Below are 25938 nucleotides of genomic sequence, written 5' to 3'. Positions count from 1 at the left end.
TCCCGCGCCGGTATATGCTTTGTCTCAGTACCCGTCAGGCAAAGGCGGCAAGAACCTGCCAGCGGGCAGCACAAAGCGCAGGGCAAGGCCCGCCGCGCTACGGAAGGACCACCATGGCCAGAAGATCGGCAACCGGCAGGATTGGGATCGCAGATGTTGCGGTCAAGGCTGGGGTGTCCCATGCGACAGTATCCCGGGTAATGAACGGCAACTTCACTGTGGACCCGGACATCGCGTCCCGCGTCCGGGCCGCAGCGGCGGAGTTGAAGTACCAGCCCAATCCGGTGGGCCGCAGCCTGGCCCTGGGCAAAACCGACACAATCGGTATTGTGGTGCCGGACCTTGCAAACCCCACGTTCCAGGCAATTCTTCGCGGCCTGAGCCGGGCCGCCGCGCAAGATGGTTACCGCGTTCTGATCGCAGACTCTTTCGAGGTATCCAGCGAAGAAACCATCCTCGCCGGCGAAGCCCGACGCCGGTGCGACGGCCTGGTCCTCTGCGCCCCGCGCATGAGCGACGCTGAATTGGAAGAGATTGCGCCGTCGCTCCACCCCCTGGTGCTCATCAACCGCACCACTGCGGCCCCGAATGTACCCAGCCTGGTGGTGGACTACGGGCAGGGCGTGCAGGACCTCGCAGAGCACTTGGTGGACCTGGGCCACACCCGCCTGGCATTTTTGGCCGGCCCGCCGCGAAGCGCCTCGAACGGCATGCGGCTTCAGGGCCTGGAGGCCTTTAGGGCTGCCCATCCGCAGGTGGATGTCCGGATGCTTGAGGGCGGTTCGGACTTCGACACCGGGCATGAAGCCGTGGACGCCGTGCTGGAAAGCGGCGCCACCGGGATCCTTGCCTTCAATGACCTGGTGGCAATGGGGCTGATGAGCGGGCTGCACGAACGCGGCGTCGACGTTCCGGGCGACATTTCGGTGACCGGATTCGATGACATCCCCTTTGCCAGGTACACCACCCCTGCCCTCACCACAGCAGCCGTCCCCATCACGGAACTGGGCGAGCAGGCCTGGCAACAGCTTCGCGCGTTGATCCGCAAGGAAGAGAATGACGCGCCCGGCAGCCGGTACCAGCCGCGGCTCCAGGAGCGGGCCAGCAGCGGCCCGGCCAAGGCCCCCCGTTCAACGGTGCACGGCTGACCCGATCTCCGAATCGTTGGCTAACGCTGCGCCGGCGGCTTCAGGATGTCGGCGGCCAAAAACTTCGACCACTTCGGCCTAGCGATCCTTGAAGTATCTGTGGGAGTCATGGCCCGGGCCGTTCGCAGTGGCCGACGCCACTGCGTACAACGTTGCGAGCCCGGGCTCCCGTCGGTTCCGCTTCGCTACCCGGACCATTATGGGCAGCGCTAAGGCCGGGCTGGCTCCGGACCTCCGGAAGCCAGCCCGGCCTCTTTGTAGTACCCCTCGATATGCGCGGCCACCAGCTTTGCCGCCCGTTCGCCGTCGTCATTTTGCACAGCGGCAAGGATGCCATGGTGTTCGGAACGCAGCCGCGCCGCGGTGGCGTGCCAGTCCGGCAGGTTGCCGGTAAGCCGGGACGCGTAGCCGGTAATGGATTCGCGCAGTGATCCCATCATGGCGCTGACCACCGCGTTGCCCGCGGCGTCGGCGAGGGCCAGGTGGAAACGGACGTCCAGGGCGAGGAACTCCTCCACCGCTACCTCTTCGGCCTCCATCTCGGCAAGGAGATTGGCAGCGCTGGCGAGTTCCGGGGAGTCAGGCCTGGCATGGGACACCGCCCACGATTCCAGGAGCACGCGCGTCTCCACGATGTCCGCCACGGGAAGGTGCTGCGTGGCGACATGCAGCCGCAGCGCAGATCCCAGGGCCGCTGTCGGATCCGAGATGACCACCGTCCCCGCCTCAGGGCCGGACCCTACGCCGGCCCGGACCACGCCCATGGCCTCCAGTATCCGAATAGCCTCCCGAACGGAGGTCCGTGATACCTGCAGTTGCTCGGCCAGCGAACGCTCGGCTGGAAGTCGTCCGCCTACGGCCAGCCGTCCCTCGGAGAGCTCGTTCTCAATCCAGGTCAAAACAAGCTGGTGGGTCTTCATGTGGCAATAGTAGTTGATGTGGTCGGACCACATGCCTTACAGTGTGGTTAGACCACAGCAGGGTCCGAGCATTCCTGGACCTGTCACCGGCCCAACGGAGGACCTCATGACCCACACCATCCAGCCCAACAACCCCGAGGCTACCCCGGCGCCGGAGGCCACGGACATTCCTGCCACGTCCGCACCTTCGGCAGCCACCAGCCAAGGCGCTGCGGCCTCCGCCGTCCCGGCAGCCTTAAAGCGCCGTATCCCCAAGTACTCCGACCTAGCTCCCCTGATGCAGTTCAAGAAGCCGGAGTTCAGCAAGGAAGCCCGGCTCAAGCGCGCCAGCACCGTGTGGGAACTGCGCGACATCGCCAAACGCCGCACCCCGCAGGCACCCTTTGATTACACGGACGGCGCTGCCGAAGAGGAGATCACGCTCCGCCGGGCCCGCCAGGCCTTCCTGGACATCGAGTTCCGTCCGGGTATCCTGCGTAACGTCTCCGCCATCGACCTGAGCACCGAGATTCTGGGCGAGCCCTCCCGCCTCCCGGTGGGCATCGCCCCCACCGGCTTCACCCGGATGATGCAGTCCGAGGGCGAGTATGCCGGGTCCCAGGCCGCCGAAGCTGCCGGGATCCCCTATACCCTCTCCACCATGGGCACCGCCTCGATCGAGGACGTTGCCGCCGCCGCCCCGAACGGCCGCAACTGGTTCCAGCTGTACCTGTGGACGGACCGCGACCGGTCCCTTGAGCTCATCGAGCGTGCGGCCAAAGCCGGCAATGACACCCTGATGGTCACCGTGGACACCGCTGTGGCCGGCGCCCGCCTCCGCGATGTCCGCAACGGCATGACCATCCCGCCGGCGCTGACCATCAAGACCGTCCTGGATGCCTCCTACCGCCCGGCCTGGTGGTTCAACTTCCTCACCCACGAGCCGCTCACGTTCGCCTCGCTGTCCCGCTACACGGGCACCGTGGCCGACCTGATCAATTCCATGTTCGACCCGACCCTCACCTTCGAGGACCTGGACTGGCTGCGCGAAACCTGGAAGGGCAAGCTGGTGGTCAAGGGTATCCAGACCGTCGAAGACGCCCGCCGGGTGGTGGATCATGGCGCGGACGGTGTAATCCTCTCCAACCACGGCGGCCGCCAGCTGGACCGGGCACCCATCCCGTTCCACCTGCTCCCCGAGGTCAAGCAGGCCTTCACCGCGGACAACACCGACGCCGCGATCATGCTGGACACCGGCATCATGAGCGGCGCGGACATCGTGGCAGCCCTTGCCCTCGGCGCGGACTTCACCCTGATCGGCCGCGCTTACCTCTACGGCTTGATGGCCGGCGGCCGCGCCGGCGTTGACCGCACCATCCAGATCCTCGAAAAGGACATGGCCCGCACCATGGCCCTGCTGGGTGTCAGCAAGATCTCCGAGCTGACCCCCGACCACGTGCGGCTGCTGAACAAGTAGGGCGCACCCCAACCTGACTCGCAGTCAACGCACCCAAAATGCCATTTGGGGACGGTATCTGCGAGTCAGTTGGGTTAGGCGGCTACTTTTTGCGGCCGAATTTGGGAAGGTTGGGCAGGTTCGCCAGCAGGTCGGCCGCCTTGGTGGCGGCGCGGCCTACTGTCCGGCCGATCTGCTGGGGCACGCTGTCATCGCTGAGCGGCGCGGTTGTTCCGCCAGGGATCACGACGGCGGGACTCAGGTCAGTGCCGTCCGGTGCCAGCACGCCGGCTGAGACAGCGTCGGCGGCGACTGCATCGGCTGTGACGTCTTCCCGTGTGGTTTCAGCAGCAGGCGCCGCGGAGGCGCCGTCCGGGGTGGGGGCAACAGCCGCCGGTGATTGCGGAGCGGGAGCCGCAGCGCCGACGTCGAACGTCTCAAGCCAGCTGGCGATCCCTTCCAGCGGCTTGCGGTTCAGCGCGTAGTAGCGCTTCTGGCCCTGCGCCCGCATGCTCACCAGCTGGGCTTCACGCAGGACCTTCAGGTGCTTGGAAATGGTGGGCTGGCTTGCCGCCAGTTCCTCCACGAGCTCCCCCACTGCCTTGTCTCCGGAACGAAGGGAGGTCAGGATGTCCCGCCGGGTCGATTCCGCAATGACGGCAAATACGTCGTCTGTCACCATGCCTCCCACCCTAGCGACATATGCCCCGAAAGGCATCAACTATTTCGCCGGGTCAGGGGCATGAGGAAGAGGAGGTCCTCAATCGAACCAGGGGTCCAGTCCGTGCAGCGGAAAGACTGCCTTGCGGGTGGCCATAACTGTGCGGTCCACGGCGTCGTTGGGGTCGAACCCCACTTCCCAGGACCGCCACCAGAGCTCCACGTCATCCCCCATCAATCCAGGCGCCTCGGCCCCGAACTTCTCCTCGACGTACCTCCGCCAGTCCTCCGGCACCGGGGTCCGCAGCGGCACCGGCCTGCCCGCGGCGATGGCAATCAGGTGGCTCCAGGACCGGGGAACCACGTGCAGTACGTTGTACCCGCCGCCGCCGGTGGCAATCCAGCGGTTGCCGCAGTAGCGGGCCGCAAGGTTCCCGACGGCGGTGGCCGCCTCCCGCTGCCCGTCCACGCTGAGGTTGAGGTGCGTGAGCGGATCCGTCCGGTGCGAGTCGCAGCCGTGCTGGCTCACGATCACCTCGGGCTCGAACGCTGCCACCAGCTGCGGCACCACGGCGTGGAAGGCCCGCAACCAGCCGGCGTCATTCGTCCCTGACGGCAGGGCGATGTTCACGGCAGTCCCCTCAGCACGGGGTCCGCCGATTTCGTTGGAAAACCCGGTACCGGGGAACAGGGTGAGTCCGCTTTCGTGCAGGGACAAGGTGAGCACCCGGGGATCGTCCCAAAAGATGCTTTCCGTCCCGTCCCCATGGTGGGCGTCCACATCGATGTACGCCACCTTGCGGATGCCGCCATCGAGCAGCTTCTGCACGGCAAGCGCGGCGTCGTTATAGATGCAGAACCCGCTGGCCTTGTCCCGGGCGGCATGGTGCATGCCGCCGCCGAAGTTCACCGCGTGCAGGGCAGACCCGTCCAGGATCCGGGAAGCGGCGAGCAGAGAGCCGCCTGCCAGCCTTGCGGCGGCCTCGTGCATTCCGGCGAACGCGGGATCGTCCTCTGTGCCCAGGCCGCGCGACTCGTCAGTCGCGTACGGGTTCTCACTGACCCTGCGGACCGCGGCCACGAATTCGGCCGAGTGCACGGACTCGAGCTCGGCGTCGGTGGCGACGTCGGGGGCTGCCACTGCGAGGTGCTCGAGGTCGAAAAGTCCCAGGCTTTGGGCAAGGCGGGCCGTGAGGTCCATCCGTTCGGGCGCCATGGGGTGGCCCGGACCGAAGTTGTAGGCAGTCATGTCAGCGCCCCACACCACCGTCGTTGGCGGCGCGGGCTTGCTGAGACCGGGCAGATATGTCATCAATCACAGGCTACCTGAGCCTGCAGCCCTTCCCGCCCGGCCATTACGCGGGCATAAGTGGTTTACTACTGAGGGAAGCAAACCAACCGAGGAAAAAGCCACACATGACGCAAAGCCAGTCGAGGCCCCGGACTCCGGCCAGCTGGCATCCCGCCGCGCAGGAACGGGAGGGCCTCTGGGTTCTCACGCGGATCCGCGACTTCATCGACGACATTGCCAACACGTCGCCGGCCCGGCTTGCCCTGAGTGCGTTCGCTGCTGTGTGCCTGGTGTTCACGTTCCTGCTGTCCCTGCCCATTTCCTCCGCCGCCGGCATTGTCACGCCACCCCACCAGGCTTTGTTCACGGCCGTCTCGGCGGTCTGCGTTACGGGCCTGACGGTGGTTTCGACGGCGGTGCACTGGTCCTTCTTCGGCCAGCTGGTAATCCTGATCGGCATCTTCATCGGAGGCCTCGGCACCCTGACCCTGGCGTCGCTGCTGGCGCTGATGGTGAGCAAACGCCTCGGTGTTCGCGGAAAAATCATTGCCGCGGAATCCATGAACAACGCCGGCCGCCTCGGCGAAGTGGGTACCCTGCTGCGGATCGTTATCACCACCTCCGTGGTCATCGAGGGAATCCTCGCACTTGCCCTCATCCCACGGTTCCTCACTTTGGGCGAGCCGTTCTGGCAATCCGTCTGGCACGGCATCTTCTACGCCATTTCCTCCTTCAACAACGCCGGTTTCACCCCGCATTCGGACGGCATCGTCCCCTATGAGACAGACCTGTGGATCCTGGTTCCGCTGATGCTGGGCGTCTTCCTGGGCAGCCTCGGTTTCCCCGTGGTGATGGTCCTCCAGCAGAACGGCCTGAACTGGAAGAAATGGAACCTCCACACCAAGCTCACCATCCAGGTGTCCCTGATCCTGCTGGTGGCGGGCACGTTCCTGTGGGGGCTGATGGAGTGGGACAACGCCCGGACCATCGGCGGGATGGACCTGGGTGAGAAGATCACGCATTCGCTCTTCGCTTCGGTTATGACGCGGTCCGGCGGATTCAACCTGGTGGACCAGAACCAGATGGAGTCCACCACCATGCTCCTGACCGACGCGCTGATGTTCGCCGGCGGCGGATCAGCCTCGACGGCGGGTGGAATCAAAGTGACCACGATCGCCGTGATGTTCCTGGCCATCATCGCCGAAGCCCGTGGCGACGCAGACGTGAAGGTTTACGGCAGGACCATCCCCCAGGGCAGCATGCGCGTGGCCATTTCGGTGATCGTCGCCGGAGCCACCCTGGTGTCCGTCTCCGCGTTCCTCCTGCTGCAGATCAGCGGCGCTTCCCTGGACCGGGTGCTGTTTGAAACCATTTCCGCGTTCGCCACGGTGGGGCTGAGCACCAACCTCAGTGCCGAGCTGCCGCCGTCGGGCGTGTATGTCCTCAGTGCCCTGATGTTCGCCGGCCGTGTGGGCACTGTGACGCTCGCCGCTGCCCTGACCCTGCGCCAGCGCAGCCAGTTGTACCACTACCCCGAAGAGAGGCCCATCATTGGCTAGTTCACCAGACGCTCCCAGGCGCCCCGCCCACAATGCCCCGGTGCTGGTCATCGGGCTGGGCCGCTTCGGTTCCTCCACGGCTGAGCAGCTCGTCAAGCAGGGCCGTGAAGTGCTGGCCATCGAACGCGACAGGACCCTCGTGCAGAAATGGGCGCCGCTCCTGACGCACGTGGTGGAGGCCGACGCCACCAACATCGACGCCCTCCGCCAGCTGGGCGCACAGGAGTTCAGCTCCGCCGTCGTGGGAGTCGGCACGTCCATCGAGTCCTCGGTGCTTATCACCGTGAACCTGGTGGATCTTGGCATCGAGCACCTTTGGGTGAAGGCCATTACACCTTCGCACGGCAAGATCCTTACCCGCATCGGCGCCAACCACGTCATTTATCCTGAGGCCGACGCCGGTGTCCGGGCAGCCCACCTGGTGTCCGGGCGCATGCTGGACTTCATTGAATTCGACGACGACTTCGCAATCGTGAAGATGTACCCGCCGCGCGAGACAGTCGGGTTCACCCTCGACGAGTCCAAGGTCCGGTCCAAGTACGGCGTGACAATCGTGGGCGTCAAGTCGCCCGGCGAGGACTTCACCTACGCCCGGCCGGAGACCAAGGTGTCCTCCCGCGACATGCTCATTGTGTCCGGGCACGTGGACCTCCTGGAACGCTTCGCCGCCCGCCCGTGACCACTGGGCCCTACCCTCGCAAGCTCGGCCAGGTCAACCGAGCTGTTTGGTGATCTCCGCGGCCCTGTCTGCAGCAGCACGTGCACCGGCAGCGATGATGGACGGAATGCCCCGCTCGTCGAAGGTTGCGATGGCCCGCTCCGTGGTGCCGTTGGGGCTGGTCACCGCCTTGCGCAGTGCCGAGGGATCGGCGCCCGGCTCGGCGAGCATGAACCCGGCCCCCGCCACGGTCTCGCGGGCAAGAAGCAGGGACAGTTCGGCGTCGAGGCCCAGCTCCCGGCCTGCGGCTGCCATGGCCTCGGCCAGGTAGAAAGCGTAGGCCGGTCCTGAGCCGCTGATGGCTGAAAGCGCGTCCACCTGCTCCTCGGGAACTTCGACGACGGTTCCCGCACCCTGCAGGATGTCCTTGACCTTCTGGAGTTGTTCGGGGGTGCAGTTGGAGCCCGGCGAGACTGACACCACGCCGCGGCCCAGCTTGGCAGGAGTGTTGGGCATGGTCCTGATGACCGGCTGGCCGGCGGGGAGCGCGGCTTCCAGTTGGGCGATGGATACCGCCGCGGCCACGCTGACCACCACTGTGTCCGGCGCGAGGGCGTCGCTGATTTCCCTGGCCAGGTCCGTGATGCCAACCGGCTTCACACCCAGAATCACGACGCCGGACCCCTTGGTTGCCTGCTTGTTGTTGTCCGGCTCCTCCTCACCGGCGATCGCCGTGATGCCGTGATGGCGTTCCGCCAGTTCCGCGGCACGCTCGGCGCGGCGGACGGTGGCGACGATGTCAGCCGGGTCCGTCCCGGCTTCCAGCAGACCGCCAAGGATGGCTTCGTTCATGGATCCACAGCCAAGGAATGCGATTCGGTTGCTCATGGCTCCATCATTGCAGTTCGGCCCTGCCCGTGCAGAAATCCGTTAGGCGGCAGAAACTCGGTGTCCGGGAACTCGCAAAATTAGGTTCACAGGTGGCTCACATGTTGAATGCAGCTTCTTCACAAGTGGCGTCCCTAATGTAGTTATTACCTCATTGAGGGTGCGAGTGATGCGGCAGGCATGGGGATGCCTGCCCGGGCACCGGCGTACGCAACAGGTTTTCCCCCATTTTCCTGTCGCGGCCGCCGGTGCTTCCGCGTTTAAGCAGCGAAAGAACCGGTAAGCAGTGGCTTTCTTTTCAGACCGCAGCTTCAATGGCCGCCGGCGCAACGTGCGGGGCGGGCTCCAGGGGCCCGGAGAACACGAGCTGATCGAGGCGGCGCAGGATCAGGCCCTCGCGGAGTGCCCACGGGCAGATCTTGATCTTTTTGAACTTGAAGAGCTCCAGCGCCGCCTCCGCCACCAATGCACCTGCCAGCAGCTGATGCGCACGCGCTTCTGAAACGCCCGGCAGATGGAGCCGGTCTTCAGCTTTCATGGCCGATATCCGCTGTGCCCAGACCCCAAGATCCGAGGCGTGCAGGTCGCGCTTGACGTAAGGGCCGGCAGCGCTGGGGGCGGCACCCGCGATCCGGGCCAGCGACCGGAATGTTTTGGAGGTTCCCGCGACGACGTTGGCCCGGCCGAGCCCGTCGAATTCCCGGACGGCGGGCTTGAGGGTGGCCTGGATGTAGCGCCGCAGCTCTTTGACACTCTTGGCCGAGGGCGGGTCCTCAGCCAGCCAGTCCCGGGTAAGCCGGCTCGCACCCAAGGGCACAGACGTGGCAACCTCCGGCAGTTCGTCCTGGCCGAAGGCCATCTCGAAGGAGCCGCCGCCAATGTCCAGGTTCAGGATGGGTCCGGCGCCCCAGCCATGCCAGCGCCGGACGGCGAAGAATGTCATGGACGCTTCTTCGCTTCCCGTAAGCTCTTGCAGCGTCACGGTGGTTTCGTGCTTGACCCGGGCCAGGACCTCGGGGCCGTTGGTGGCCTCTCGGATGGCTGAGGTACAGAAGGCAAGCAGGTCCTCGGCCTTGTGCCGGGCCGCAAACTCCCACGCTTCCAGCACAAATTCGGTGAGCTCGTGCTGCCCCGCGTCACTGATGCTGCCGTCGGCCTCCAGATACTGCACCAGGGAAAGCGGGCGCTTGTGGGAGGCGAACGGAACTGGCCGCGCGCCGGGGTGGGCATCCACCAGTAGGAGGTGGACAGTGTTGGACCCGATATCGAGGACGCCTAGCCGCATGCTGCCATTATTCCCCGGCGCGGTGGTTCTGGCCCAACCGGGACGTCATGTCAAACCACTCCGGGGAGAAAGTCAGTTCTCGGCCGGGTCGGCAGGTGCGCCGTCGGGAAGCTCATCGGCGCGCTTGAAGTCGCGCTTGATGTTTGCAACGCCTTCGGGGTTGATCTCGAAACCGTAGGCTGCGCCCGGGTTGATTACCATGCCCAGCTCCTCGCCGATGTTGGCGATGATGGCAGCACCCTGGGTGCCGAGGACGTTTGGCGCTGCCTCCAGGTACTGCTGGTCAACGCGACTGGGGTGGGAGAAGACGGCCAGGACGGGGTCACCGTCGGCATTGGCCAGGACGAGCGGCTCCACCTGGGAATCCTCGCCCTCGATGCCGTCGGAGCTGATGATGTAGACCTCGCTGTTCAGGAACGACAGGATGACGTCCACCGGACTGGCATCAGGCTGTCCGCCCTGGGCGAGCTTTTCCTCGAGGTCATTAAGCGGAGTGGTGTCGGCAATTCCGGGCTGTTCAGTCATACATCTACCCGACCACGTTGCGGTGCGCTGCGCAAACGTGGCCGCCCCTACTTCTTTGCGGTGGCCTTCTTCTTGGCCGGAGCCTTGCGGGTGGCGGTGCGCTTGACCGGACCCTTGGCCCGCTTCTCGGCGAGGAGCTCAACGGCCTGTTCACGGGTGAGTTCCTCCAGCGAAGTGGCCCGTGGAACGGTGATGTTGGTGATGCCGTCGGTGATGTAGGGGCCGAAGCGGCCTTCCTTCACCACGATGTTCTTCTCCGACACTGGGTCCGGCCCGAACTCCGCCAGCGGCGGCACGGCTGCACGGGCACCGCGCTGCTTCGGCTGGGAGTAGATCTCCAGCGCCTGCTCCAGCGTGATGGTGAAGATTTCCTCTTCTGAGCCGATCGAGCGGGAGTCAGTCCCCTTCTTCAGGTACGGACCAAACCGGCCGTTCTGCACGGTGATGAGGTTGCCTTCGGCGTCCTCACCCAACGCGCGCGGCAGGCTCATCAGCTGCAGTGCCTCGTCCAGGGTCACGGACTCCACGGTCATGGACTTGAACAGTGAACCCGTCCGCGGCTTGGCCTTCACCGGTTTCTTGGGCGGCTTGGGCTTGCCGTTCTTGTAGTACTCCACCGGCTGGTTGGCGATTTGTTCCTCGGTCATCTCGGGAATGACCTCGGTGACGTACGCACCGTAGCGGCCGTTCTTGGCGACGACGGTGTGCCCAGTGTGGGGATCGGTGCCCAGCACGCGCTCTTCGGGAGCTGCGGTCTCCATCAGCTCGATGGCCTTGGCAGCGGTCAGTTCGTCCGGTGCGAGGTCCTCGGGCACGTTGGCCCGCGCCGACTCCACAATCTCCCCCGTCTTGGGGTCAACAGTGGCAGCGGAGCTTTCAAGGTACGGCCCGAACTTGCCTACCCGGAGCGTGATCTCGTCCGTGATGGGAATCGAGTTGATTTCCCGTGCGTCGATCTCGCCCAGGTTGTTGACGATGCTCAGCAGGCCCGGATCGGCGTCCTCGCCGAAGTAGAAGTGCCGGAGCCAGGAGGCGCCCAAGGCCTGTCCGTTGGCGATCTTGTCCAGGTCGCCTTCCATGTCGGCGGTGAATTCGTAGTCCACGTAGTCGCTGAAGTGCTGTTCCAGCAGCCGGATCACGGAGAACGCGATCCAGCTGGGAACCAGAGCTGAACCCTGCTTCCGGACGTAACCGCGGTCCTGGATGGTGGAAATGGTGGAGGCGTACGTGGAAGGGCGGCCGATGCCCTTCTTTTCCAGTTCCGCCGTCAGTGATGCTTCGGTGTAGCGCGGCGGAGGGGACGTTTCGTGGCCGATGGCGATGATGTCGGCGGCGGTGAGGGAATCGCCCTTGGCGACGTTCGGCAGGCGGCGCGCCTCATCCGAATCGTCGTCGCCGCGGGTCTCGTCCTTGCCCTCCTCGTAGGCAGCCAGGAAGCCCGGGAAGGTGATGACAGTACCGGAGGCGGAGAACTCTGCGTCCCGCCCGTCCGAAGCCACGGCACCCAGCCGGATGGTCGCCGTCGAACCCTTGGCGTCAGCCATCTGGGACGCGACCGTCCGCTTCCAGATCAGCTCGTAGAGCCGGAACTCGTCGCCGGAGAGCTGTTTCGCCACCTGCGCGGGGGTGCGGAACGAGTCGCCGGCGGGGCGGATGGCCTCGTGCGCTTCCTGCGCGTTGGCTGCCTTGCCGGTGTACACGCGCGGTGACTGCGGGATGTACTCGGGACCGTAGAGCTCGGAGGCCTGCCGCCGGGCAGCCGTCACGGCCTCGTCGCTCAACGCCGAGGAGTCAGTACGCATATAGGTGATGTAGCCGTTTTCGTACAGCCGCTGGGCCACCTGCATGGTGCTCTTGGAGGAAAAGCGCAGCTTGCGGCCGGCCTCCTGCTGCAGCGTTGAGGTGGTGAAGGGTGCAGCCGGACGCCGGGTGTAGGGCTTGGTGTCGACGGAACGGACACGGAACTCCGCGTCCTGCAGCCCGGCGGCCAGAGAGGTGGCCAGCTCCTCGTTAAGGTGGGCGACGTTCTTGGACGTGAGGACGCCGTCGTCGTTGAAGTCCCTGCCGCTGGCCACTTTGGCGCCGTCAACGTTGGCGAGCTTCGCCTTGAAGGAACCGGCGTCGGCGCCGAACTGGCCGGTGAGGTCCCAGTAGGAGGCGGCCTTGAACGCCATGCGCTCGCGTTCCCGGTCCACCACCATGCGCGTGACCACTGACTGCACGCGTCCGGCGGAAAGGCCGCGGGCCACTTTGCGCCAGAGCACGGGGGAAATTTCGTAGCCGTAAAGGCGGTCCAGGACACGACGGGTTTCCTGCGCGTCCACCAGCGCCGTGTCGACGTCCCGCAGGTTGCCCATGGCGCGCTGGATGGCTTCCTTGGTGATTTCGCCGAACGTCATCCGGTACACCGGGACCTTGGGCTTGAGCACTTCGAGCAGGTGCCACGCGATGGCTTCGCCCTCGCGGTCCCCATCGGTTGCGAGGTAAAGTTCGTCGGCGTCCTTGAGCGCAGCCTTGAGCTCAGTCACCTTTTTCTTTTTGTCAGCGGACACCACGTAGTAGGGCTTGAAGTCGTGTTCAATGTCGACGGCGAACTTGCCTACCGAAGTTTTCTTTAGTTCGGCAGGGAGCTCCGACGGCTGCGGCAGGTCGCGGATGTGACCAATGGAGGCCTCTACGATGAAGCCCTCGCCCAGGTACTTGGCGATGGTCTTGCTCTTGGCCGGAGACTCCACAATCACGAGTTTCTTGCCGGTTTTGGCCTTGCTTGGCACGGTGCTCCTACAGAAAAAGGTTGCTCGGGCAGATGCGCCCATACTGGCCTAGTTCACCATATTTTGGACAATTTTGCGCATTCATGTGGAAAACAAGGGGGTTATCCGGTAGGCCTTCCGCGCCTTATTCAGGGACCGGTATCAGGAAGCCGTCGCGGACCAGGTTGGCCACTTCGGCGAGCAAACCAGTCCGGAACGAGCCGGCGTCGAACCCTTCCCCGCCCGCTCCACCGCCGCCCAACAGAGCCTCCAGGGCACCGGCAATCTGGCCGGCGCTCAGGTCGCCGTCGCAGGCTGAAATGAATCCGGCGAGTTCCGTGCTGAGGAGGTTGGTCCGGCGCAAACCTGCGCCCTGGCGGAGCAGGATCACCCCGGGGTGCTCGGCGCCGGGCCGCTGGTGGCGTTCCTCGGTGACGTCGTCCGCCACCAGCAGGTGCGCATCACTGATGCTGTTCGCGGACAGCCAGTCCTGGCGCTCCAAAGCCGCGCCCAGGTGGGGCCCGATGGGCTGCTCAATTGGATACGTGATTTCCTCGAACCGGCTGACCGGTTCCTGTCCGGGAGACAGGGGCCGGCGGAGCAGCACCATCCCGAACCCGATCCCTTCCACGCTCCGGGACTCGAAGTCTGCCAGGTAGGCCGCGTAGGCGTCCTTGTAATGCTGCCGGTCCCGGCTCTCGGACGCGTCGCGCAGCCACGTCTCGGCGTATTCCTCCGGGCTCACCACTTCGCGCTGGATGAACCAGGCGTCGGTGCCGTCAGGGACCCACCCCTCGGGGCGCTCCTGCCAGGCAGCGCCGGCGGGCACCTCCCAGTTTCCGAGCATCTGTGCCGTGCCGCCGGGAGCCAGTACAGCGGGCAGTCCCGCCACGAGGGCTGCCACAATCTCATCGCCCGGAAGGCCGCCGTCGCGGTAGGTAAACTGCCCGGACGCCTCCTCCCCGACGCCCCGCGGTGTGATGACGAAGGGCGGGTTGGAGACCACCAGCCCGAATTCCTCGCCGGCTACGGGCTCCAGGAGCGAGCCAACCCGCAGGCTCACCCTGTCCTCGAGCCGGGCCGGATCCACCGACAGTGCCTCGGCGTTAAGCAGGATGTTGAAGCGGGTAAAAGCCAGCGCCCTTTCGGAGATGTCGGTGGCCGTGACGTGCTCGCAGTGGTGCAGCAGGTGGAAGGCCTGGATGCCGCAGCCCGTCCCCAGATCCAGCGCCCGCCCGGTGTGACGCCGGAACGTGGTCTGCACGAGGGTGGTGGAGGCTTGGCCGATGCCCAGGACGTGATCGTGCCGGAGAACGCCCTCCTGCTGGTGTGCCGCCAAGTCGCTGGCAACCCACAGCTCGGCACCGCCGCTGCCGTCTGTCTTGTCACCTTCGGTACCCTCCCAGCCGTAGGGCCGCAGGTCAGCCTTGGCAGCCATAAGGGTGCCGCCGGGAACGGGCTCCACCAGCCCCAGCAGCTGCAGGCCTTCCGCGCGGATGCCCTTCAGCGCGGCGTCGAGCGTTTCGCTGGGCTGCGGCTCGGCGAGCAGCCACAAACGGACGACGGCGGCGAGTGCCGCATTGCCCTCGTCCTGCCGCACGGCCCGCTCGGCAGCCAGCAGAGCCGGGATGATCTGGTCGCGGTTCAGCGCGGCGTAGGCCGATTCGCCGAGGAGCCGGGCGACGCCGTCGAGCGTGTAATTAACCAGGCGCAGGTCCTCGGCAAGTGCCGAGAGCAGCTCCAGGAGGTCGCTGCGGGGAGCGTCGGGGGTGTTGCCGGCGGTGAACTCGTATGGGGATTTAGGCACCGCCCAAGTTTAGTCCGGCGCCGGGAGCTGGAAATCGGGTTAGGCCCTGGACGGGGTAGCGTGGAGGTATGCCAGCACCGCTTTCCATCCTTCCGCGCGCCCGGACGCAGCCTGCCAACACCCGGCGCTTCCCGCTTACGGCCTGGGCACTTGCGGGTGTGGCGGCGGTGGCCCTGGCGGGGTGTTCACCCGTGGTCTCGATCGAGAACGCGGACGTACCGGAGTGGCGCGCCACTGCACTGCCAGCCGCCCCTGGCAGCGTTATCGGAGATGCCGGCAAGATCCTCAACCGGGACCGGATTATCCAGGAGGCGGCCGATGTCCCCGCCGGCCCGTACACCCTGACGGCAACCTGCGAGGGCGGCGGCAAGGCCTTCTTCGCGGTGTCGCTGGAAGGGGAGGCTGTGGTGGACGCGGGAGCGGCCTGCAACGGCAGTAAGGAAATCACCAGGATCACTTTGCCCCGGTCCGGCAAACTGGAAATCAGCACCTCCAGCGTGGACTCACCCCTTATTTATGCCTACCAACTGACGCCCGCAGAATAGGTATGGCCCGCAGGAGCGCGCGGGTTTAAAGTCGGACTATGCCCAGCGTGCGGACGTCCTCCGCGCCTTCTCCGGGGCGGACAGCCGGGGTGCCGTTGATGCGGAACCCGGCAGCCGCCGTCGTCCTCGGTGTGCTGACGGCAGGGCTTGCGCTGGGCGGCTGTGAATACACGTACGACGACGGCCGGACCTGGGGCGACTCTGCCGAGGCCGGGGAGACGGTCGCCCCGGCGCCGGTGTTCACCCGGGACCCGCCACGGCGCGAGCCCGTCAGTGAGGCCGAGCTTGGAGCCTGGGTGGCGCGGACCCTGCCGGACACCGGGCATCCGGTGGTCCATGCGGGAGCCGGGCTGCTGGCCGCGGGCGAGGTGCGGACTGAAACCACCGCCGTGGTGGGAACCGGTACCTACGCGCTGGCGCTGACCTGCCGAAGCCAGCGGCGTGTGACGTTCACCGTAGAGAGCGACTCACTCACCCTGGTGGACCTGGGGCTCCGGTGCGGGGTCAACCGCGAAAACGTCATCTACCTTTCTGCTGAAACTGCCTTGACGATCACGGTGGAGGCCAGGAGGGATGCCAATTACGCCTACCGCCTCCGGCGCCTGTGACATCTGTTTGCCTGGCAGCCTGGCACGTTCCCCACTTGACGGATTCTAGGCGGTGCAGCCTTCCGGGCACCGCAGGGATTCCGGGCTGGAAGCGCACTCGGCGCAGTACAGGGTGAGGGTGCGGCAACTGGGGTTGGAGCAGTTTTCGAACTTGCTGGTGGGGGCCGCGCAGCGGGTGCATTCTCCGATGGTTTTCGCGTCCTCGCTGAACTCGAGGTGCATACGCTTGTCGAAGACGTACAGCGAACCTTCCCACAGGCCCTGGTCCTTGAAGGTTTCGCCGTACCGGACAATGCCGCCGTCCAGCTGGTACACCTCTTTGAAGCCGCGGTTGACCATGAGGCTGGAGAGCACCTCGCAGCGGATACCGCCGGTGCAGTAGGTCACTACAGGCTTGTCTTTGAGGGAGTCGTACTTGCCGGAATCGAGCTCCCTGATGAAGTCGTGGGTAGTGGCGACGTCCGGCACCACCGCGTCCTTGAAGCGGCCGATCTGGGCCTCGAACGCGTTCCGGCCGTCGAAGAAAACCACCTCTTCGCCGCCCTGCTTTTTGGCGTCAACGAGTTCGTGCAGCTCTTCGGGCTTGAGGTGGGTGCCGCCGCCCACCACGCCGTTGGTGTCAACCTTGAGTTCGCCCGGCGCACCGAAGGAGACGATCTCATCGCGCACTTTGACGCTGAGCCGCGGAAAATCCTCCGCGCCGCCGTCGGACCATTTGACGTCGATGCCGTGGAACCCCTTGTATTCACGGGTGGTCTTGACATACTGCTTGACGGCGCCGATTTCGCCGCCCACCGTGGCGTTGATGCCGTCCGTGGAGATGAGGATGCGGCCGGTCAGCCCCAGCTTCTCGCAGAGCGCACGCTGCCAGAGCCGCACCGCTTCCGGGTCCGCGATGGGGGTAAAGCCGTAAAAGAGCACAATTCGGTTCAAAGCCACGTATTTAAGGGTACCGGCTTGGGTTCCGGCAACCTCCCCGCCCCGTTCTTGGGCACTTTAGGAGGATCGTCATCGTGGCTCATCACAATTGCATAAGCACCGGGTTTCTGCCCTGCCTACCCCTGTTGCTTGTGACCGCGCTGGAATAGTCTCATCCCATGAGTCCGGAAACCATGGTTAACGACATCACTGGCCTTCTCGAAGTATGGGTGGCCGGCTGGGCAGGCTGTCGCGGGTACCGGACATCCTCGGAAGGCCGATTCCCCGCCGCACTCCGCGCTGACACCACCGGCGAATGGGAGTTCTTTGGTTCCGAGCCCACGGATGTGGAATTTGCGGCTTTGGCTGCGAAGACGGCGGAAGTGCAAACCAGGGGCCTGACCATTCTGACCAACGACCTCGCCCGCTTTTCCGTCCTTGCCCTGCAGCATGGGTTGAACGTCACCTCCGACTCCCAGGCCATGATGATCGTGGACATGGAGACCCAGGATGCTGAGGATCCCTGGCTTTCGGATGACGACTTGGCCCTGACTACATCAGTGCAGGACGGTGTGCACTACGCGGTTGTCCGTTCCGGGGAGACTCTTGCCGCCAGCGGCCGCGTTTTTGTGGTGGGCGAAACCGCAGTGTTCGACAAAATCATCACAGAACCGGCCTTCCAGCGGCGTGGACTGGGCAGTTTCATCATGCGGGCACTGGCGGCGAAGGCCTTTGAACATGACGTTCAAACTGGCCTGCTCCTGGCCTCCCTGGACGGCCAAAAGCTTTATTCCCACCTGGGCTGGACCACCGTCTCACGCGTGCTGATGCTTTCGGCATCCCGCGACGGGGCCGACCTGTCCCTGAGCTGAGCACGCGTCACCGGCCCGGCTTGCCCGGTTACCCCTAGGGCGAACCGGGCCTGCTGGTCAGTTGCGGGGTGAAAGAATATTGGGGTGAACCCCCATGACTCGCTGATTCCCTTGCTGGGCCGCGGCCCGGACCCGGAACAGCTCCGTCATGTCCGCACCATCCCTGCCCGCGAAGCCGTCCACGAGCAGTGGCCGGGCTGGGTTCACCCGGATCTGGTGGCTGCTTATGGTTTGCTTGGCGTCCAGGAGCCTTACCGCCATCAGGTTGAAGCGGCAAACACCGCCCACGGCGGGGAACATGTTGTGGTTGCCACCGGGACCGCCTCCGGAAAGTCCCTCGCCTATCAGTTACCGGCGCTGGATGCCATCCACCGTTCGGAACTGCGGGTTCTTGCCGACCCCGGAAAAATTCACGACGACGGCGCCGTCACCCTTTATTTGTCCCCCACCAAGGCCCTCGCGGCCGACCAGCTGAACGCCATCAGGGCGTTGAAACTGCCCACGGTCCGCGCGGAAACCTACGACGGCGACACCGACCCGGCTTCCCGGCGGTGGATCCGCGACCACGCCAATTTCATCCTGGCCAACCCGGACATGCTGCATTTCGGCATCCTTCCCAACCACGCCTGGTGGGCGGGGTTTTTCCGCCGCCTTCGCTACGTGGTCGTGGACGAGGCGCACAGCTACCGGGGCGTTTTCGGCTCGCACGTCGCCAACCTGATGCGCCGCCTGCGGCGGATCTGCGCGTACTACGGCGCGGGCTCGGCCTTCCCCGAACCTGTTTTCATCGCGGCTTCAGCGACCGCTTCCGAGCCTGACGTTTCCTTCGCCCGGCTTATCGGGGCGCCGGTCAAGGCGGTGTCGGAGGATGGTTCACCGCATGGTGCCACCACGGTGGCGTTCTGGGAACCTGCCCTGACCGAACTGAAGGGCGAGAACGGTGCCAACGAGCGGCGCACCGCCGTCGCTGAAACTGCGGACCTGCTGGCGAACCTGGTGTCAGCCCAGATCCGCACCATCGCCTTCATCAAGTCCCGACGCGGAGCCGAGACCATCTCGTCCATCACCAAACGCCTCCTGGATGAGGTGGATCCCAGCCTTCCGCAACGTGTGGCTGCCTACCGTTCCGGGTATCTTCCGGAGGAACGCCGGGCGGTGGAGAAGGCGCTGCGCTCGGGCAGGCTCCTGGGTGTTTCGAGCACCTCCGCCCTGGAGCTGGGCATCGACATTTCCGGGCTGGACGCTGTCCTGGTAGCCGGCTGGCCAGGCACCAGGGCTTCGCTTTTCCAACAGATCGGGCGGGCCGGCCGTGCCGGGCAGGACGCCATCGCGGCGTTTGTTGCCAGCGACGATCCGCTGGACACATTCCTGGTGAACCATCCGGAAGCTATCTTCGATGTCTCGGTGGAAGCTACCGTCTTCGACCCGTCGAATCCGTACGTGCTGGGCCCGCACCTGTGCGCCGCCGCGGCCGAACTTCCGCTCGGCGTCGGCGAGCTTGAGCTGTTCGGGAGCACAGCGGGAGGGCTCCTGGACCGCCTGGTAGCCCAGGGATATCTCCGTCGCCGGCCGGCCGGCTGGTTTTGGACGCATTCCCAGAGCGCCGCGGCAATGGTGAACCTGAGGGCCGACGGGGGCGGGCCGGTGAGTATTGTTGACGCTGACACCGGCTCCCTCCTCGGGACGATGGACTCTCCCCAGACCCACTACCAGGCGCACACCGGTGCCGTTTACATTCACCAGGGCGACAGCTACGTGGTGGAGGACCTCAACGAGGACGACCACTGCGTAGTGGTCCGCCGAGCCAACCCGGACTACTACACCACGGCGCGGGATGTGACCCAGATCGAGGTGCTGGAAACCCAGCGCAGCGCAACGTGGGGTGACGTTTCGCTGCACTTCGGCGACGTGAAGGTCACCACCCAGGTGGTCTCCTTTCAACGCAAGGCCCTGATTTCCAACGAGATCCTCGGCGAGGAACCGCTCGATCTTGGCGCCAGGGACCTGTTCACCAAGGCCGTATGGTTCGTGGTGGACAACCGGTCCCTCGCAGCAGCCGGACTGATCGAAGCGCAGTTCCCGGGCGCCCTGCACGCGGCGGAGCACGCAGCCATCGGACTCCTTCCCCTAGTGGCCTCCAGTGACCGGTGGGATATCGGTGGTGTATCCACTGCCCTGCATGCCGACACCGGGATGCCCACCATATTTGTGTATGACGGGCACCCGGGCGGGGCCGGCTTTGCCGAACGCGGTTTCGACAAGGCCAAGGTGTGGCTGGCCGCGACACGGGACGCCATCAAGGCCTGCGAGTGCGAATCCGGCTGTCCCTCCTGCGTCCAGTCGCCCAAGTGCGGGAACAAAAACAATCCCCTGGACAAGGCGGCCGCAGTCACCCTGCTCGATGTCCTGCTCAAGGACGCCACCGAAGCCAGCGCGGTGAGTGTGGAAGCCCAGCGCTGACAGTGAACCACCGCTTGCTTCCCGGGAGATCGCGCCTTCCTGGGGAGCTCCGCGCGTGCTAAGGGAGCGCCCTCTCGTGGGAGGACCAGCCAGCTAAGGGGGAGGTCCCGCCCGGGCGCGGCCGGTGGCTGTACCCAGGATGGTCCTTTCCGTCAGCTCAGTCATGACTTCAAGGGTGTGGCCCTCCCCTTCTGAGCAGCTGAGCACGGCGGCAGCATGCCGTGCAGCAACTTCCGCGGCCACCGTACAAGGATCCCCGTCTGTGACGCCGCGCAGGGCATCCGCCCCGGCGAGCGCAGCAAGATCAGCGGCGGCGGCTGCCCTGCTGGCCATCACGGCCGACTGCGCCAGAAGCAGCAACAGCGCCATGGCCGTCATCACCACCAGGGCCAGTCCCGCGGCCAGGACCGTCCCGGATCCGCGTTCCCGGCGGTTCGGTCCTTGCTTCGCCGGCGCGGTGGACTTTCGTTGCACAGCGCTCCTTCCTGTTGTGCTGCACCAGCCCGTCATCCGGCGCCTGCCCCGGCCCCCGCCCCGGCAGCCAGCAGTGCGTGGGAGCGTGCGACTGCTGTTTCGCTGCGGGTCGACGCACGGGCCGTCAGCGTCCAGGGAATTGCTGCCCCCAGCGGGCCACCGACCCGGTCAGTGACGGTGACGTTGAGCCACTCGCCCTCAGTTGCGACAACCGCCGAGGCTGACGCGCCCGAGAGGGTCCTGACGATCCGTTCCACCGAGGCGGAATCGTCACCGCGGGCCAAGGCCCGGGCGCCGGCGCGTGCTCCCTCTTCCAACCGCAGCTGGGTAACACCGGCCGCGGCACCTGTGAGGAGCATGGCAAGCAGCAGCAGGACGGCAGGCAGCGTCACGGCAAACTCTGCGGTGACGGCACCACGGGATTTGACCAGCCGCCAGCTCCTTCTTCTGTGCCAACGATCCCCTGGCCCGCGACGACCGGCCGCTTCCGCCATCAGCCACGGGCCCTTCTGGTTGCTTTCATCCGGAAGCAGGCGAAGGAGCGCGTCCGGTGCGCAGGTCATGGCAAGGCCAGCGCCGTGCGGATCAGATTCAGCAGGAACCCCCGTACTTCCTCGCTGCGGAGGATGAAGACCAGCAGCCCGGCAAAGCCGACAGCGGCGAGAGTGGTGATGGCGTACTCCGCGGTGGCCATCCCTGTTTCCGACCCCAACAGCCGGCGCACACCCGAACGGTTGCGGGCAGCAGTTACTCCGGGGTAAAGCTCCACGACGTTGGCTGGCAGTGAAGGAGTGCCGGCCTGGTGCGGGTAAGCGGACGGGCCGCCGGGGATGCGTCGCTTTGTGTTCAATCGGGCTGCTGCGAGCGCTGCTGATCCAGCGGCGTAGTGGCGGTCCTGGTTGATGGACATGGGGTGTTTCCTTTCTGTGGGCCGGCAGGGTTGCCGGCTGCTTCGACTCTTCCGGGCCCCGCCCGGAGCGATAAGGCCCGCGCTTGTGTAAGTGGAAAAGTCAGGCCTGTTCCTCGTTGTGGAGGGAAAGAGCGGGGCCGTGTCAGTCCGGTACGTCTCCGGCTGGCGGCCTTGATCCGGCTGATAACCCTGTCCCGGCTACGATCCGGACGGCACCAGGGCAAGCAGGACGGGTACCACGCCGAGGCAGATGAAGGCCGGAAGTGAACACAGGCCCAGCGGGACCACCAGCTTCACGCCCAGCGAGGCTGCCCGCTTTTCGGCAGCGCGGAACCTTTCGCGGCGGAGCCTGGCGGCTTGGGCGTAGAGAATTGCCGAGGACGGGGCACCCGTCAGCGCCGCGAACCCCAAAGCGTCCCGCAGCTCGATAATTTCAGGCAATCGGACAGCAGAGCTGCGCCACGCGGTTTCCCAGTCCGCTCCAATCGCCAGCGCCGAAACAACCGGCCGGAGGGCCTCCTTGTACCGCACGGAGGCAGAGGCTGATACCAGTTCGAGGGAGCGCCCAATGCCGGACCCGGCGTCCAGCATGGCCGCCACGAGTTCGAGCATCATGGCAGTGTCCTTCAGGCCTTCAGGACCTGCCCGGTTCCGAGGCCGCCCGTCCGCGTCCGGCACGGTGTCCGAAGGCCCGATCTCCCCCGGCGCCAGGTGGAGCAGCCGCCTCCGAATACTGCCTTGGCCCGGACACAGGAGACAGGCGGCGCCAGCCATGGCGAGGAAGAGTGCTAAACCCAAAATACGGGGATCGGTCATGGCGCCCCCACGCCGGCCGCTGCTGCCACCAGCTTTGCTGACCACACCCTGCCCGCCACAGTCAGCGAAATCCCGGCTGCCAGCGTTGCGAGCCCCAGCGGAGTACCCAGCAGTATGGCCAGCGGGTCCACGCCAAGGGCGATTCCCAGGCCCAGCCCCATGAGGGGAAGCCAGGTCAACAGATTGACCGTAGCCTTGGGCCCGGCCAGGGCGGTCTGCCGGGCGGCGTCGGCGTCGTCCTCCACCTCGAGCTGAGCCGCGAACCTCGTGAGCACGTCGGCCAACGGGCAGCCGCTTGTTTCTGCGATGTCAAAGCACGCTGCCAGTTCCGACCAGATCCGGAATTCCCTGTCTGGCCTCGGGAAGGCCGCAGGCAAAGAACGGCGAATGGCGTTCGATACCGGAGTTCCGGTCCCGGCAGCAGCGCGGGCTGCGGCCAGCATTGCAACCGATCCTCGGGTCAGGCCGCTGGCCCTCATTCTTCCCGCTTCTGCATCTACCGCGTCGGACGTTGATACCGATTGCATCCCGGGACCAAGCCCGGACGCCGAGGGGCCCATGGATCCGTGCGGGGTGGCAGCGCCGTATACAAACCACAGCTCGTCCCACAGCCGTGCGGGGGTTCGCCCGCCTTTGAGCAGTGCAGCCAGTTGCTGAACCACAAGGGTCATGGGTACCGCGGCACCAGGTTCTGCCGCTTTCCTGCCGCCGGGCTTGGACCGTCGGAGCCGAGTAAACCAGATCCTGCCAGCCATTGAACGGTCAGAACCACCAGTTGCACGCCGGAACCTCGCTGGCGCGCCCCGGGGCGGGCGAAGAATCATCACCGCAGCCAGCACCAGGGCACCGGCAAGAACAGCCGTCACAGAGATTCCCCCGGATCGAATCCAAGCCGGCCGGCGAGGACCGGCCATCCCGGGCCAGGAACGGGGACGCCTGCAGCTGCTTCCAGCGCAGGCAGGACGCGCAGACCGTCGGGGCCGTCATTGACGACGCCAACACAGGTCACTTCCCTGCCGCGAATGGTCCTTTCGACATGGATCACCACGTCCAGGGCGCTGGACGCCTGAAGCCGCACCCCGTCCGGGCTCAAACCGGCCAACGCACCAAGTGCGGTAAGCCGCGCCGGAACTGCCGTGGCAGTGTTCGCATGGATGGTTCCGCCCCCGCCGCTGTGGCCGGTGTTCATTGCGGTGAGCAGTTCCCGTACCTCCGCACCACGGCACTCCCCCACCACCAGCCGGTCAGGCCTCATGCGCAGGGCCTGCCGGACAAGTTCGCCCAAGCCCACTTCCCCGCCGCCTTCAAGATTTCCGTGCCGGGATTCCAGGGAAACCACATGCGGATGGACCGGGTTCAGTTCAGAAGCATCCTCAATGAGGACCAGCCGCTCCGCCGGTGCGCAGAGCCCCAGCAAGGTGGACAGCAGCGTTGTCTTGCCGGAACCGGTGGCGCCACTGATCAAGAAAGTCAACCGATGCTCCAGCACCCTCGCCAAAACGTCCTTGACGAGGGGACCGAACAGGCCGGCGGCCTGCAGTTCCTCCATCGTGAATACACGCTCGCGGCGGATCCTGACACTGAGCAGGGTACCGGCGGTGGACACCGGCGGCAGCACGGCATGGACACGGTAGCCGCCCGGCAACCGCACATCCACGCAGGGCGAGCCGTCATCCAGGCGCCGCCCGCCGGCAGCAACCAGCCTGCAGGCAAGCGCCCGCAGCTTCGTCTCGTCGCCAAAAACCACGGGAACGCGTTCAATGCCCCGGCCACGGTCCACCCACACAGCGTCCGGTGCATTAACAAAGATGTCCGTGACCGCCGGGTCGCGGGTGAGCACCTGCAGAGGTCCCAGGCCGTTCAATTCGGCGCTGATCCGCTCCACCGCCGCGAGCGAACCCGCCGTGCCCAACAACTTTCCCGTGGCCTGCACCGCGGCTGCCACCCGGGAGGGAGTCACCACCCCGGCGTCCGCCATCATTGACTCGCGGACCGATTCCAGCAGCCCGGAGTCCAGCGGCAGGCGGGCATCCCGGCGCGGATCACGGCGCTGGCCCTCAAGGTTCCGGGTACGCCGCCGCAGACCATCCGCCTGCCCAACTCCATGAGAGGAAGGTTGCTGCTTCATCCGGGCTCCCCAGCCGGCAACTCGTCCCCGAGGGAATCGAGCACCGAGGCAGCAAAATGCCGGACACTTCGACGCTTGCCCAGGTCCAGGAGCCGGCCGGACTCCATGGCCGCACTGACGCCGCGCAGCTCAGGAACGCGTCCCAGCACGGGAAGCCCGATGGCCTCGGAAATCAGTGAGCTGTCCAGTGCGGCGCCCGGCCTCCCCCGCACCAGGAGTGCAGCCTCAATCGGTGGAAACTCCTGCAGCAGCCGTACCGCCGCAACGGCCGCCTTCAGCTGCGCGGGAACCACCATCATGATGCGGTCACAGTCCCAGGCATAGGCCAGCAGCGGCCCTGTCCCCCTGCCAATGTCGACGACAACGAGCTCATAGCCACGGCGCGCGGCATCGAGGACCCCGGCGGTGGTAGCAGCTGCCACGGGAACGGGCTGTTCCCGGCTGGCTGGCCAGGACAGGAACGAGAACCCACCTGAGACGGGCAGCGAATCAGAAAGCTGGCCGGGATCGATGCTGCCGCGGGCTTCAGAGAGGTCAGGCCAGCGCAGGCCGGCGCTCTCTTCCGCGGCAATGGCAAGTTCCAGCCCGCCACCCCATGGGTCGCCGTCAACCAGCAACACGCTGGCCCCCATCCCGGCGGCCGCCTGTGCTATCCAGATGGCGGCCGTGGTGGCTCCGGCCCCGCCGCACCCGCCCGTCACCCCGAGGATGACTCCGCCAGGGCCGGGCGACCGGGAGCGGCTCAGGTGGTCGGCGAGCCACGCGGCGGCATCCGGCAGCACTGCCACCCGCTCGGCGCCGAGGGCGGCAGCGAGGTGCCACAGGCTGTCCCCTTCCCCATCCAGCCCAACCAGGACTGCCGGTGCCTGCCGTCGGGGCGGCAGTTCCCGGATGTCACTTCCCACCAGAACTGCCGCTGCCCCGTCCCAGTATCTGCCGCCCTCAAGCGCATCGACCACAACTCGAAGGCGGGCTCCGGCCGCAGCGACAATACGCTCCACTTCCGCGCGCAGAAAGGGGGATGAGGTAACCAGCAGCACTTCTTCCGCACCTTCCGGCAGCCAGGCCTCGCCACTCCCTACCGGATTCCCGGCGTAAGCGGCCGCGCCAGGCGGGGGCTCATCTGCAACCCGCCGGGACGAGGGCGCGGACCGGCCTGGATCAGAATGGGAGGGGGTCAGCTGGTGCCTGCTCATGGAGCCACTGTCCACCCGCTGCCCCGCTTGGATAAGGAGACCGGGCCCGTATGTGGATAGCGCCCCTTCCAACAGCCCTGTG

General features: G+C 65.9%; 24 protein-coding genes and 1 pseudogene. 8 read left to right on the top strand and 17 right to left on the bottom strand.

What is annotated here, in order from left to right; genetic code table 11:
* The first annotated feature begins 113 nt into the window (after nucleotides 1-113).
* Entirely contained in the window at nucleotides 114-1148 is a 1035-nt protein-coding gene (locus tag AC50X7_RS10920; RefSeq protein WP_307093972.1) for a LacI family DNA-binding transcriptional regulator, read from the top strand.
* 81 nt (nucleotides 1149-1229) lie between these two features.
* Here AC50X7_RS10920 and AC50X7_RS10915 read toward each other — a convergent pair.
* Nucleotides 1230-1337, bottom strand: a pseudogene (locus tag AC50X7_RS10915) (TetR/AcrR family transcriptional regulator); the annotation flags it as partial.
* A 20-nt stretch (nucleotides 1338-1357) separates the two neighbouring features.
* Complete coding sequence (locus tag AC50X7_RS10910) at nucleotides 1358-2068, bottom strand: FadR/GntR family transcriptional regulator (protein WP_494979017.1); 711 nt, start codon at nucleotides 2066-2068, stop codon at nucleotides 1358-1360.
* A gap of 106 nt (nucleotides 2069-2174) precedes the next feature.
* On the opposite strand from AC50X7_RS10910, the gene AC50X7_RS10905 reads away from it, so the two are divergent.
* On the top strand, nucleotides 2175-3524 hold the full coding sequence (locus tag AC50X7_RS10905; protein ID WP_494979016.1) for an alpha-hydroxy acid oxidase: 1350 nt from the start codon (nucleotides 2175-2177) through the stop codon (nucleotides 3522-3524).
* A gap of 82 nt (nucleotides 3525-3606) precedes the next feature.
* Here AC50X7_RS10905 and AC50X7_RS10900 read toward each other — a convergent pair whose 3' ends face one another.
* Together AC50X7_RS10900 and AC50X7_RS10895 are read right to left on the bottom strand one after the other, a co-directional pair.
* Entirely contained in the window at nucleotides 3607-4185 is a 579-nt protein-coding gene (locus tag AC50X7_RS10900) for an ArsR/SmtB family transcription factor (RefSeq protein WP_494979015.1), read from the bottom strand.
* A gap of 78 nt (nucleotides 4186-4263) precedes the next feature.
* The gene (locus tag AC50X7_RS10895; RefSeq protein WP_494979014.1) at nucleotides 4264-5475 is read right to left on the bottom strand and encodes an acetoin utilization protein AcuC; all 1212 of its coding nucleotides are present in this window, start codon (nucleotides 5473-5475) and stop codon (nucleotides 4264-4266) included.
* 104 nt (nucleotides 5476-5579) lie between these two features.
* Here AC50X7_RS10895 and AC50X7_RS10890 point away from each other — a divergent pair, with 104 nt between their 5' ends.
* The gene (locus tag AC50X7_RS10890; protein WP_307093967.1) at nucleotides 5580-7013 is read left to right on the top strand and encodes a TrkH family potassium uptake protein; all 1434 of its coding nucleotides are present in this window, start codon (nucleotides 5580-5582) and stop codon (nucleotides 7011-7013) included.
* Nucleotides 7014-7053: 40 nt separating this feature from the next.
* Nucleotides 7054-7692 (top strand): potassium channel family protein, encoded by a 639-nt coding sequence (locus AC50X7_RS10885; protein WP_172801511.1) that lies wholly within the window; start codon nucleotides 7054-7056, stop codon nucleotides 7690-7692.
* A gap of 33 nt (nucleotides 7693-7725) precedes the next feature.
* Here the strand turns inward: AC50X7_RS10885 and proC are convergent, their stop codons facing one another.
* The 5 genes from proC to AC50X7_RS10860 all read right to left on the bottom strand — a co-directional run bounded on the left by proC (nucleotide 7726) and on the right by AC50X7_RS10860 (nucleotide 14929).
* Nucleotides 7726-8559: a pyrroline-5-carboxylate reductase gene (gene proC, locus AC50X7_RS10880; protein WP_494979013.1), complete on the bottom strand. Its 834-nt coding sequence runs from the start codon at nucleotides 8557-8559 to the stop codon at nucleotides 7726-7728.
* Between the two features lie 298 nt (nucleotides 8560-8857).
* The gene (locus tag AC50X7_RS10875; protein ID WP_307093965.1) at nucleotides 8858-9844 is read right to left on the bottom strand and encodes a Ppx/GppA phosphatase family protein; all 987 of its coding nucleotides are present in this window, start codon (nucleotides 9842-9844) and stop codon (nucleotides 8858-8860) included.
* A gap of 72 nt (nucleotides 9845-9916) precedes the next feature.
* Nucleotides 9917-10369 (bottom strand): SseB family protein, encoded by a 453-nt coding sequence (locus AC50X7_RS10870; protein ID WP_307093964.1) that lies wholly within the window; start codon nucleotides 10367-10369, stop codon nucleotides 9917-9919.
* Nucleotides 10370-10416: 47 nt separating this feature from the next.
* Nucleotides 10417-13143, bottom strand: a complete 2727-nt coding sequence (topA, locus tag AC50X7_RS10865) for a type I DNA topoisomerase (protein ID WP_494979012.1) — start codon at nucleotides 13141-13143, stop codon at nucleotides 10417-10419.
* Between the two features lie 124 nt (nucleotides 13144-13267).
* On the bottom strand, nucleotides 13268-14929 hold the full coding sequence (locus AC50X7_RS10860) for a DUF7059 domain-containing protein (RefSeq protein ID WP_494979011.1): 1662 nt from the start codon (nucleotides 14927-14929) through the stop codon (nucleotides 13268-13270).
* Nucleotides 14930-14997: 68 nt separating this feature from the next.
* On the opposite strand from AC50X7_RS10860, the gene AC50X7_RS10855 reads away from it, so the two are divergent.
* Both AC50X7_RS10855 and AC50X7_RS10850 read left to right on the top strand, forming a co-directional pair.
* On the top strand, nucleotides 14998-15474 hold the full coding sequence (locus tag AC50X7_RS10855) for a DUF6023 family protein (protein ID WP_494979010.1): 477 nt from the start codon (nucleotides 14998-15000) through the stop codon (nucleotides 15472-15474).
* Between the two features lie 38 nt (nucleotides 15475-15512).
* On the top strand, nucleotides 15513-16082 hold the full coding sequence (locus AC50X7_RS10850) for a DUF6023 family protein (protein ID WP_494979009.1): 570 nt from the start codon (nucleotides 15513-15515) through the stop codon (nucleotides 16080-16082).
* 45 nt (nucleotides 16083-16127) lie between these two features.
* Here AC50X7_RS10850 and trhO read toward each other — a convergent pair whose 3' ends face one another.
* On the bottom strand, nucleotides 16128-17021 hold the full coding sequence (gene trhO / locus AC50X7_RS10845) for an oxygen-dependent tRNA uridine(34) hydroxylase TrhO (RefSeq protein ID WP_494979008.1): 894 nt from the start codon (nucleotides 17019-17021) through the stop codon (nucleotides 16128-16130).
* A gap of 158 nt (nucleotides 17022-17179) precedes the next feature.
* On the opposite strand from trhO, the gene AC50X7_RS10840 reads away from it, so the two are divergent.
* Nucleotides 17180-17872, top strand: a complete 693-nt coding sequence (locus AC50X7_RS10840; protein ID WP_494979007.1) for a GNAT family N-acetyltransferase — start codon at nucleotides 17180-17182, stop codon at nucleotides 17870-17872.
* Nucleotides 17873-17956: 84 nt separating this feature from the next.
* Nucleotides 17957-20332: a DEAD/DEAH box helicase gene (locus AC50X7_RS10835; RefSeq protein ID WP_494979006.1), complete on the top strand. Its 2376-nt coding sequence runs from the start codon at nucleotides 17957-17959 to the stop codon at nucleotides 20330-20332.
* Nucleotides 20333-20425: 93 nt separating this feature from the next.
* Here the strand turns inward: AC50X7_RS10835 and AC50X7_RS10830 are convergent, their stop codons facing one another.
* The 7 genes from AC50X7_RS10830 to ssd all read right to left on the bottom strand — a co-directional run bounded on the left by AC50X7_RS10830 (nucleotide 20426) and on the right by ssd (nucleotide 25856).
* The gene (locus AC50X7_RS10830; RefSeq protein WP_494979005.1) at nucleotides 20426-20806 is read right to left on the bottom strand and encodes an Rv3654c family TadE-like protein; all 381 of its coding nucleotides are present in this window, start codon (nucleotides 20804-20806) and stop codon (nucleotides 20426-20428) included.
* Between the two features lie 32 nt (nucleotides 20807-20838).
* Nucleotides 20839-21198 carry a TadE family type IV pilus minor pilin gene (locus tag AC50X7_RS10825; RefSeq protein ID WP_494979004.1) on the bottom strand — a complete coding sequence of 120 codons (360 nt, stop codon included), beginning with the start codon at nucleotides 21196-21198 and terminating at the stop codon, nucleotides 20839-20841.
* A gap of 167 nt (nucleotides 21199-21365) precedes the next feature.
* Nucleotides 21366-21716 carry a DUF4244 domain-containing protein gene (locus AC50X7_RS10820; protein WP_494979003.1) on the bottom strand — a complete coding sequence of 117 codons (351 nt, stop codon included), beginning with the start codon at nucleotides 21714-21716 and terminating at the stop codon, nucleotides 21366-21368.
* 198 nt (nucleotides 21717-21914) lie between these two features.
* Entirely contained in the window at nucleotides 21915-22532 is a 618-nt protein-coding gene (locus AC50X7_RS10815; protein ID WP_494979002.1) for a type II secretion system F family protein, read from the bottom strand.
* The gene (locus tag AC50X7_RS10810) at nucleotides 22529-23203 is read right to left on the bottom strand and encodes a type II secretion system F family protein (RefSeq protein WP_494979001.1); all 675 of its coding nucleotides are present in this window, start codon (nucleotides 23201-23203) and stop codon (nucleotides 22529-22531) included. Before AC50X7_RS10810 ends, AC50X7_RS10815 begins: the two co-directional genes overlap by 4 nt.
* 191 nt (nucleotides 23204-23394) lie before the next feature.
* A complete protein-coding gene (locus AC50X7_RS10805) occupies nucleotides 23395-24660 on the bottom strand; it encodes a TadA family conjugal transfer-associated ATPase (RefSeq protein WP_494979000.1) in 1266 nt (421 codons plus the stop codon).
* Entirely contained in the window at nucleotides 24657-25856 is a 1200-nt protein-coding gene (gene ssd, locus AC50X7_RS10800; protein ID WP_494978999.1) for a septum site-determining protein Ssd, read from the bottom strand. Before ssd ends, AC50X7_RS10805 begins: the two co-directional genes overlap by 4 nt.
* Between the last annotated feature and the right edge of the window lie 82 nt (nucleotides 25857-25938).

The organism is Pseudarthrobacter sp. Hb11 (assembly GCF_059383655.1).
Note: the sequence above shows the minus strand (reverse complement) of the source record. Positions and strands in the feature narration are given on the sequence as shown.

Coding starts and splice junctions, on each gene's coding strand:
- AC50X7_RS10920 (WP_307093972.1), top strand. CDS start 114: ATGGCCAGAAGATCGGCAACCGGCAGGATTGGGATCGCAGATGTTGCG.
- AC50X7_RS10910 (WP_494979017.1), bottom strand. CDS start 2,068: ATGAAGACCCACCAGCTTGTTTTGACCTGGATTGAGAACGAGCTCTCC.
- AC50X7_RS10905 (WP_494979016.1), top strand. CDS start 2,175: ATGACCCACACCATCCAGCCCAACAACCCCGAGGCTACCCCGGCGCCG.
- AC50X7_RS10900 (WP_494979015.1), bottom strand. CDS start 4,185: ATGGTGACAGACGACGTATTTGCCGTCATTGCGGAATCGACCCGGCGG.
- AC50X7_RS10895 (WP_494979014.1), bottom strand. CDS start 5,475: ATGACATATCTGCCCGGTCTCAGCAAGCCCGCGCCGCCAACGACGGTG.
- AC50X7_RS10890 (WP_307093967.1), top strand. CDS start 5,580: ATGACGCAAAGCCAGTCGAGGCCCCGGACTCCGGCCAGCTGGCATCCC.
- proC (WP_494979013.1), bottom strand. CDS start 8,559: ATGAGCAACCGAATCGCATTCCTTGGCTGTGGATCCATGAACGAAGCC.
- AC50X7_RS10875 (WP_307093965.1), bottom strand. CDS start 9,844: ATGCGGCTAGGCGTCCTCGATATCGGGTCCAACACTGTCCACCTCCTA.
- AC50X7_RS10870 (WP_307093964.1), bottom strand. CDS start 10,369: ATGACTGAACAGCCCGGAATTGCCGACACCACTCCGCTTAATGACCTC.
- AC50X7_RS10855 (WP_494979010.1), top strand. CDS start 14,998: ATGCCAGCACCGCTTTCCATCCTTCCGCGCGCCCGGACGCAGCCTGCC.
- AC50X7_RS10850 (WP_494979009.1), top strand. CDS start 15,513: ATGCCCAGCGTGCGGACGTCCTCCGCGCCTTCTCCGGGGCGGACAGCC.
- AC50X7_RS10840 (WP_494979007.1), top strand. CDS start 17,180: ATGAGTCCGGAAACCATGGTTAACGACATCACTGGCCTTCTCGAAGTA.
- AC50X7_RS10820 (WP_494979003.1), bottom strand. CDS start 21,716: ATGTCCATCAACCAGGACCGCCACTACGCCGCTGGATCAGCAGCGCTC.
- AC50X7_RS10815 (WP_494979002.1), bottom strand. CDS start 22,532: ATGACCGATCCCCGTATTTTGGGTTTAGCACTCTTCCTCGCCATGGCT.
- AC50X7_RS10810 (WP_494979001.1), bottom strand. CDS start 23,203: ATGACCCTTGTGGTTCAGCAACTGGCTGCACTGCTCAAAGGCGGGCGA.
- AC50X7_RS10805 (WP_494979000.1), bottom strand. CDS start 24,660: ATGAAGCAGCAACCTTCCTCTCATGGAGTTGGGCAGGCGGATGGTCTG.
- ssd (WP_494978999.1), bottom strand. CDS start 25,856: ATGAGCAGGCACCAGCTGACCCCCTCCCATTCTGATCCAGGCCGGTCC.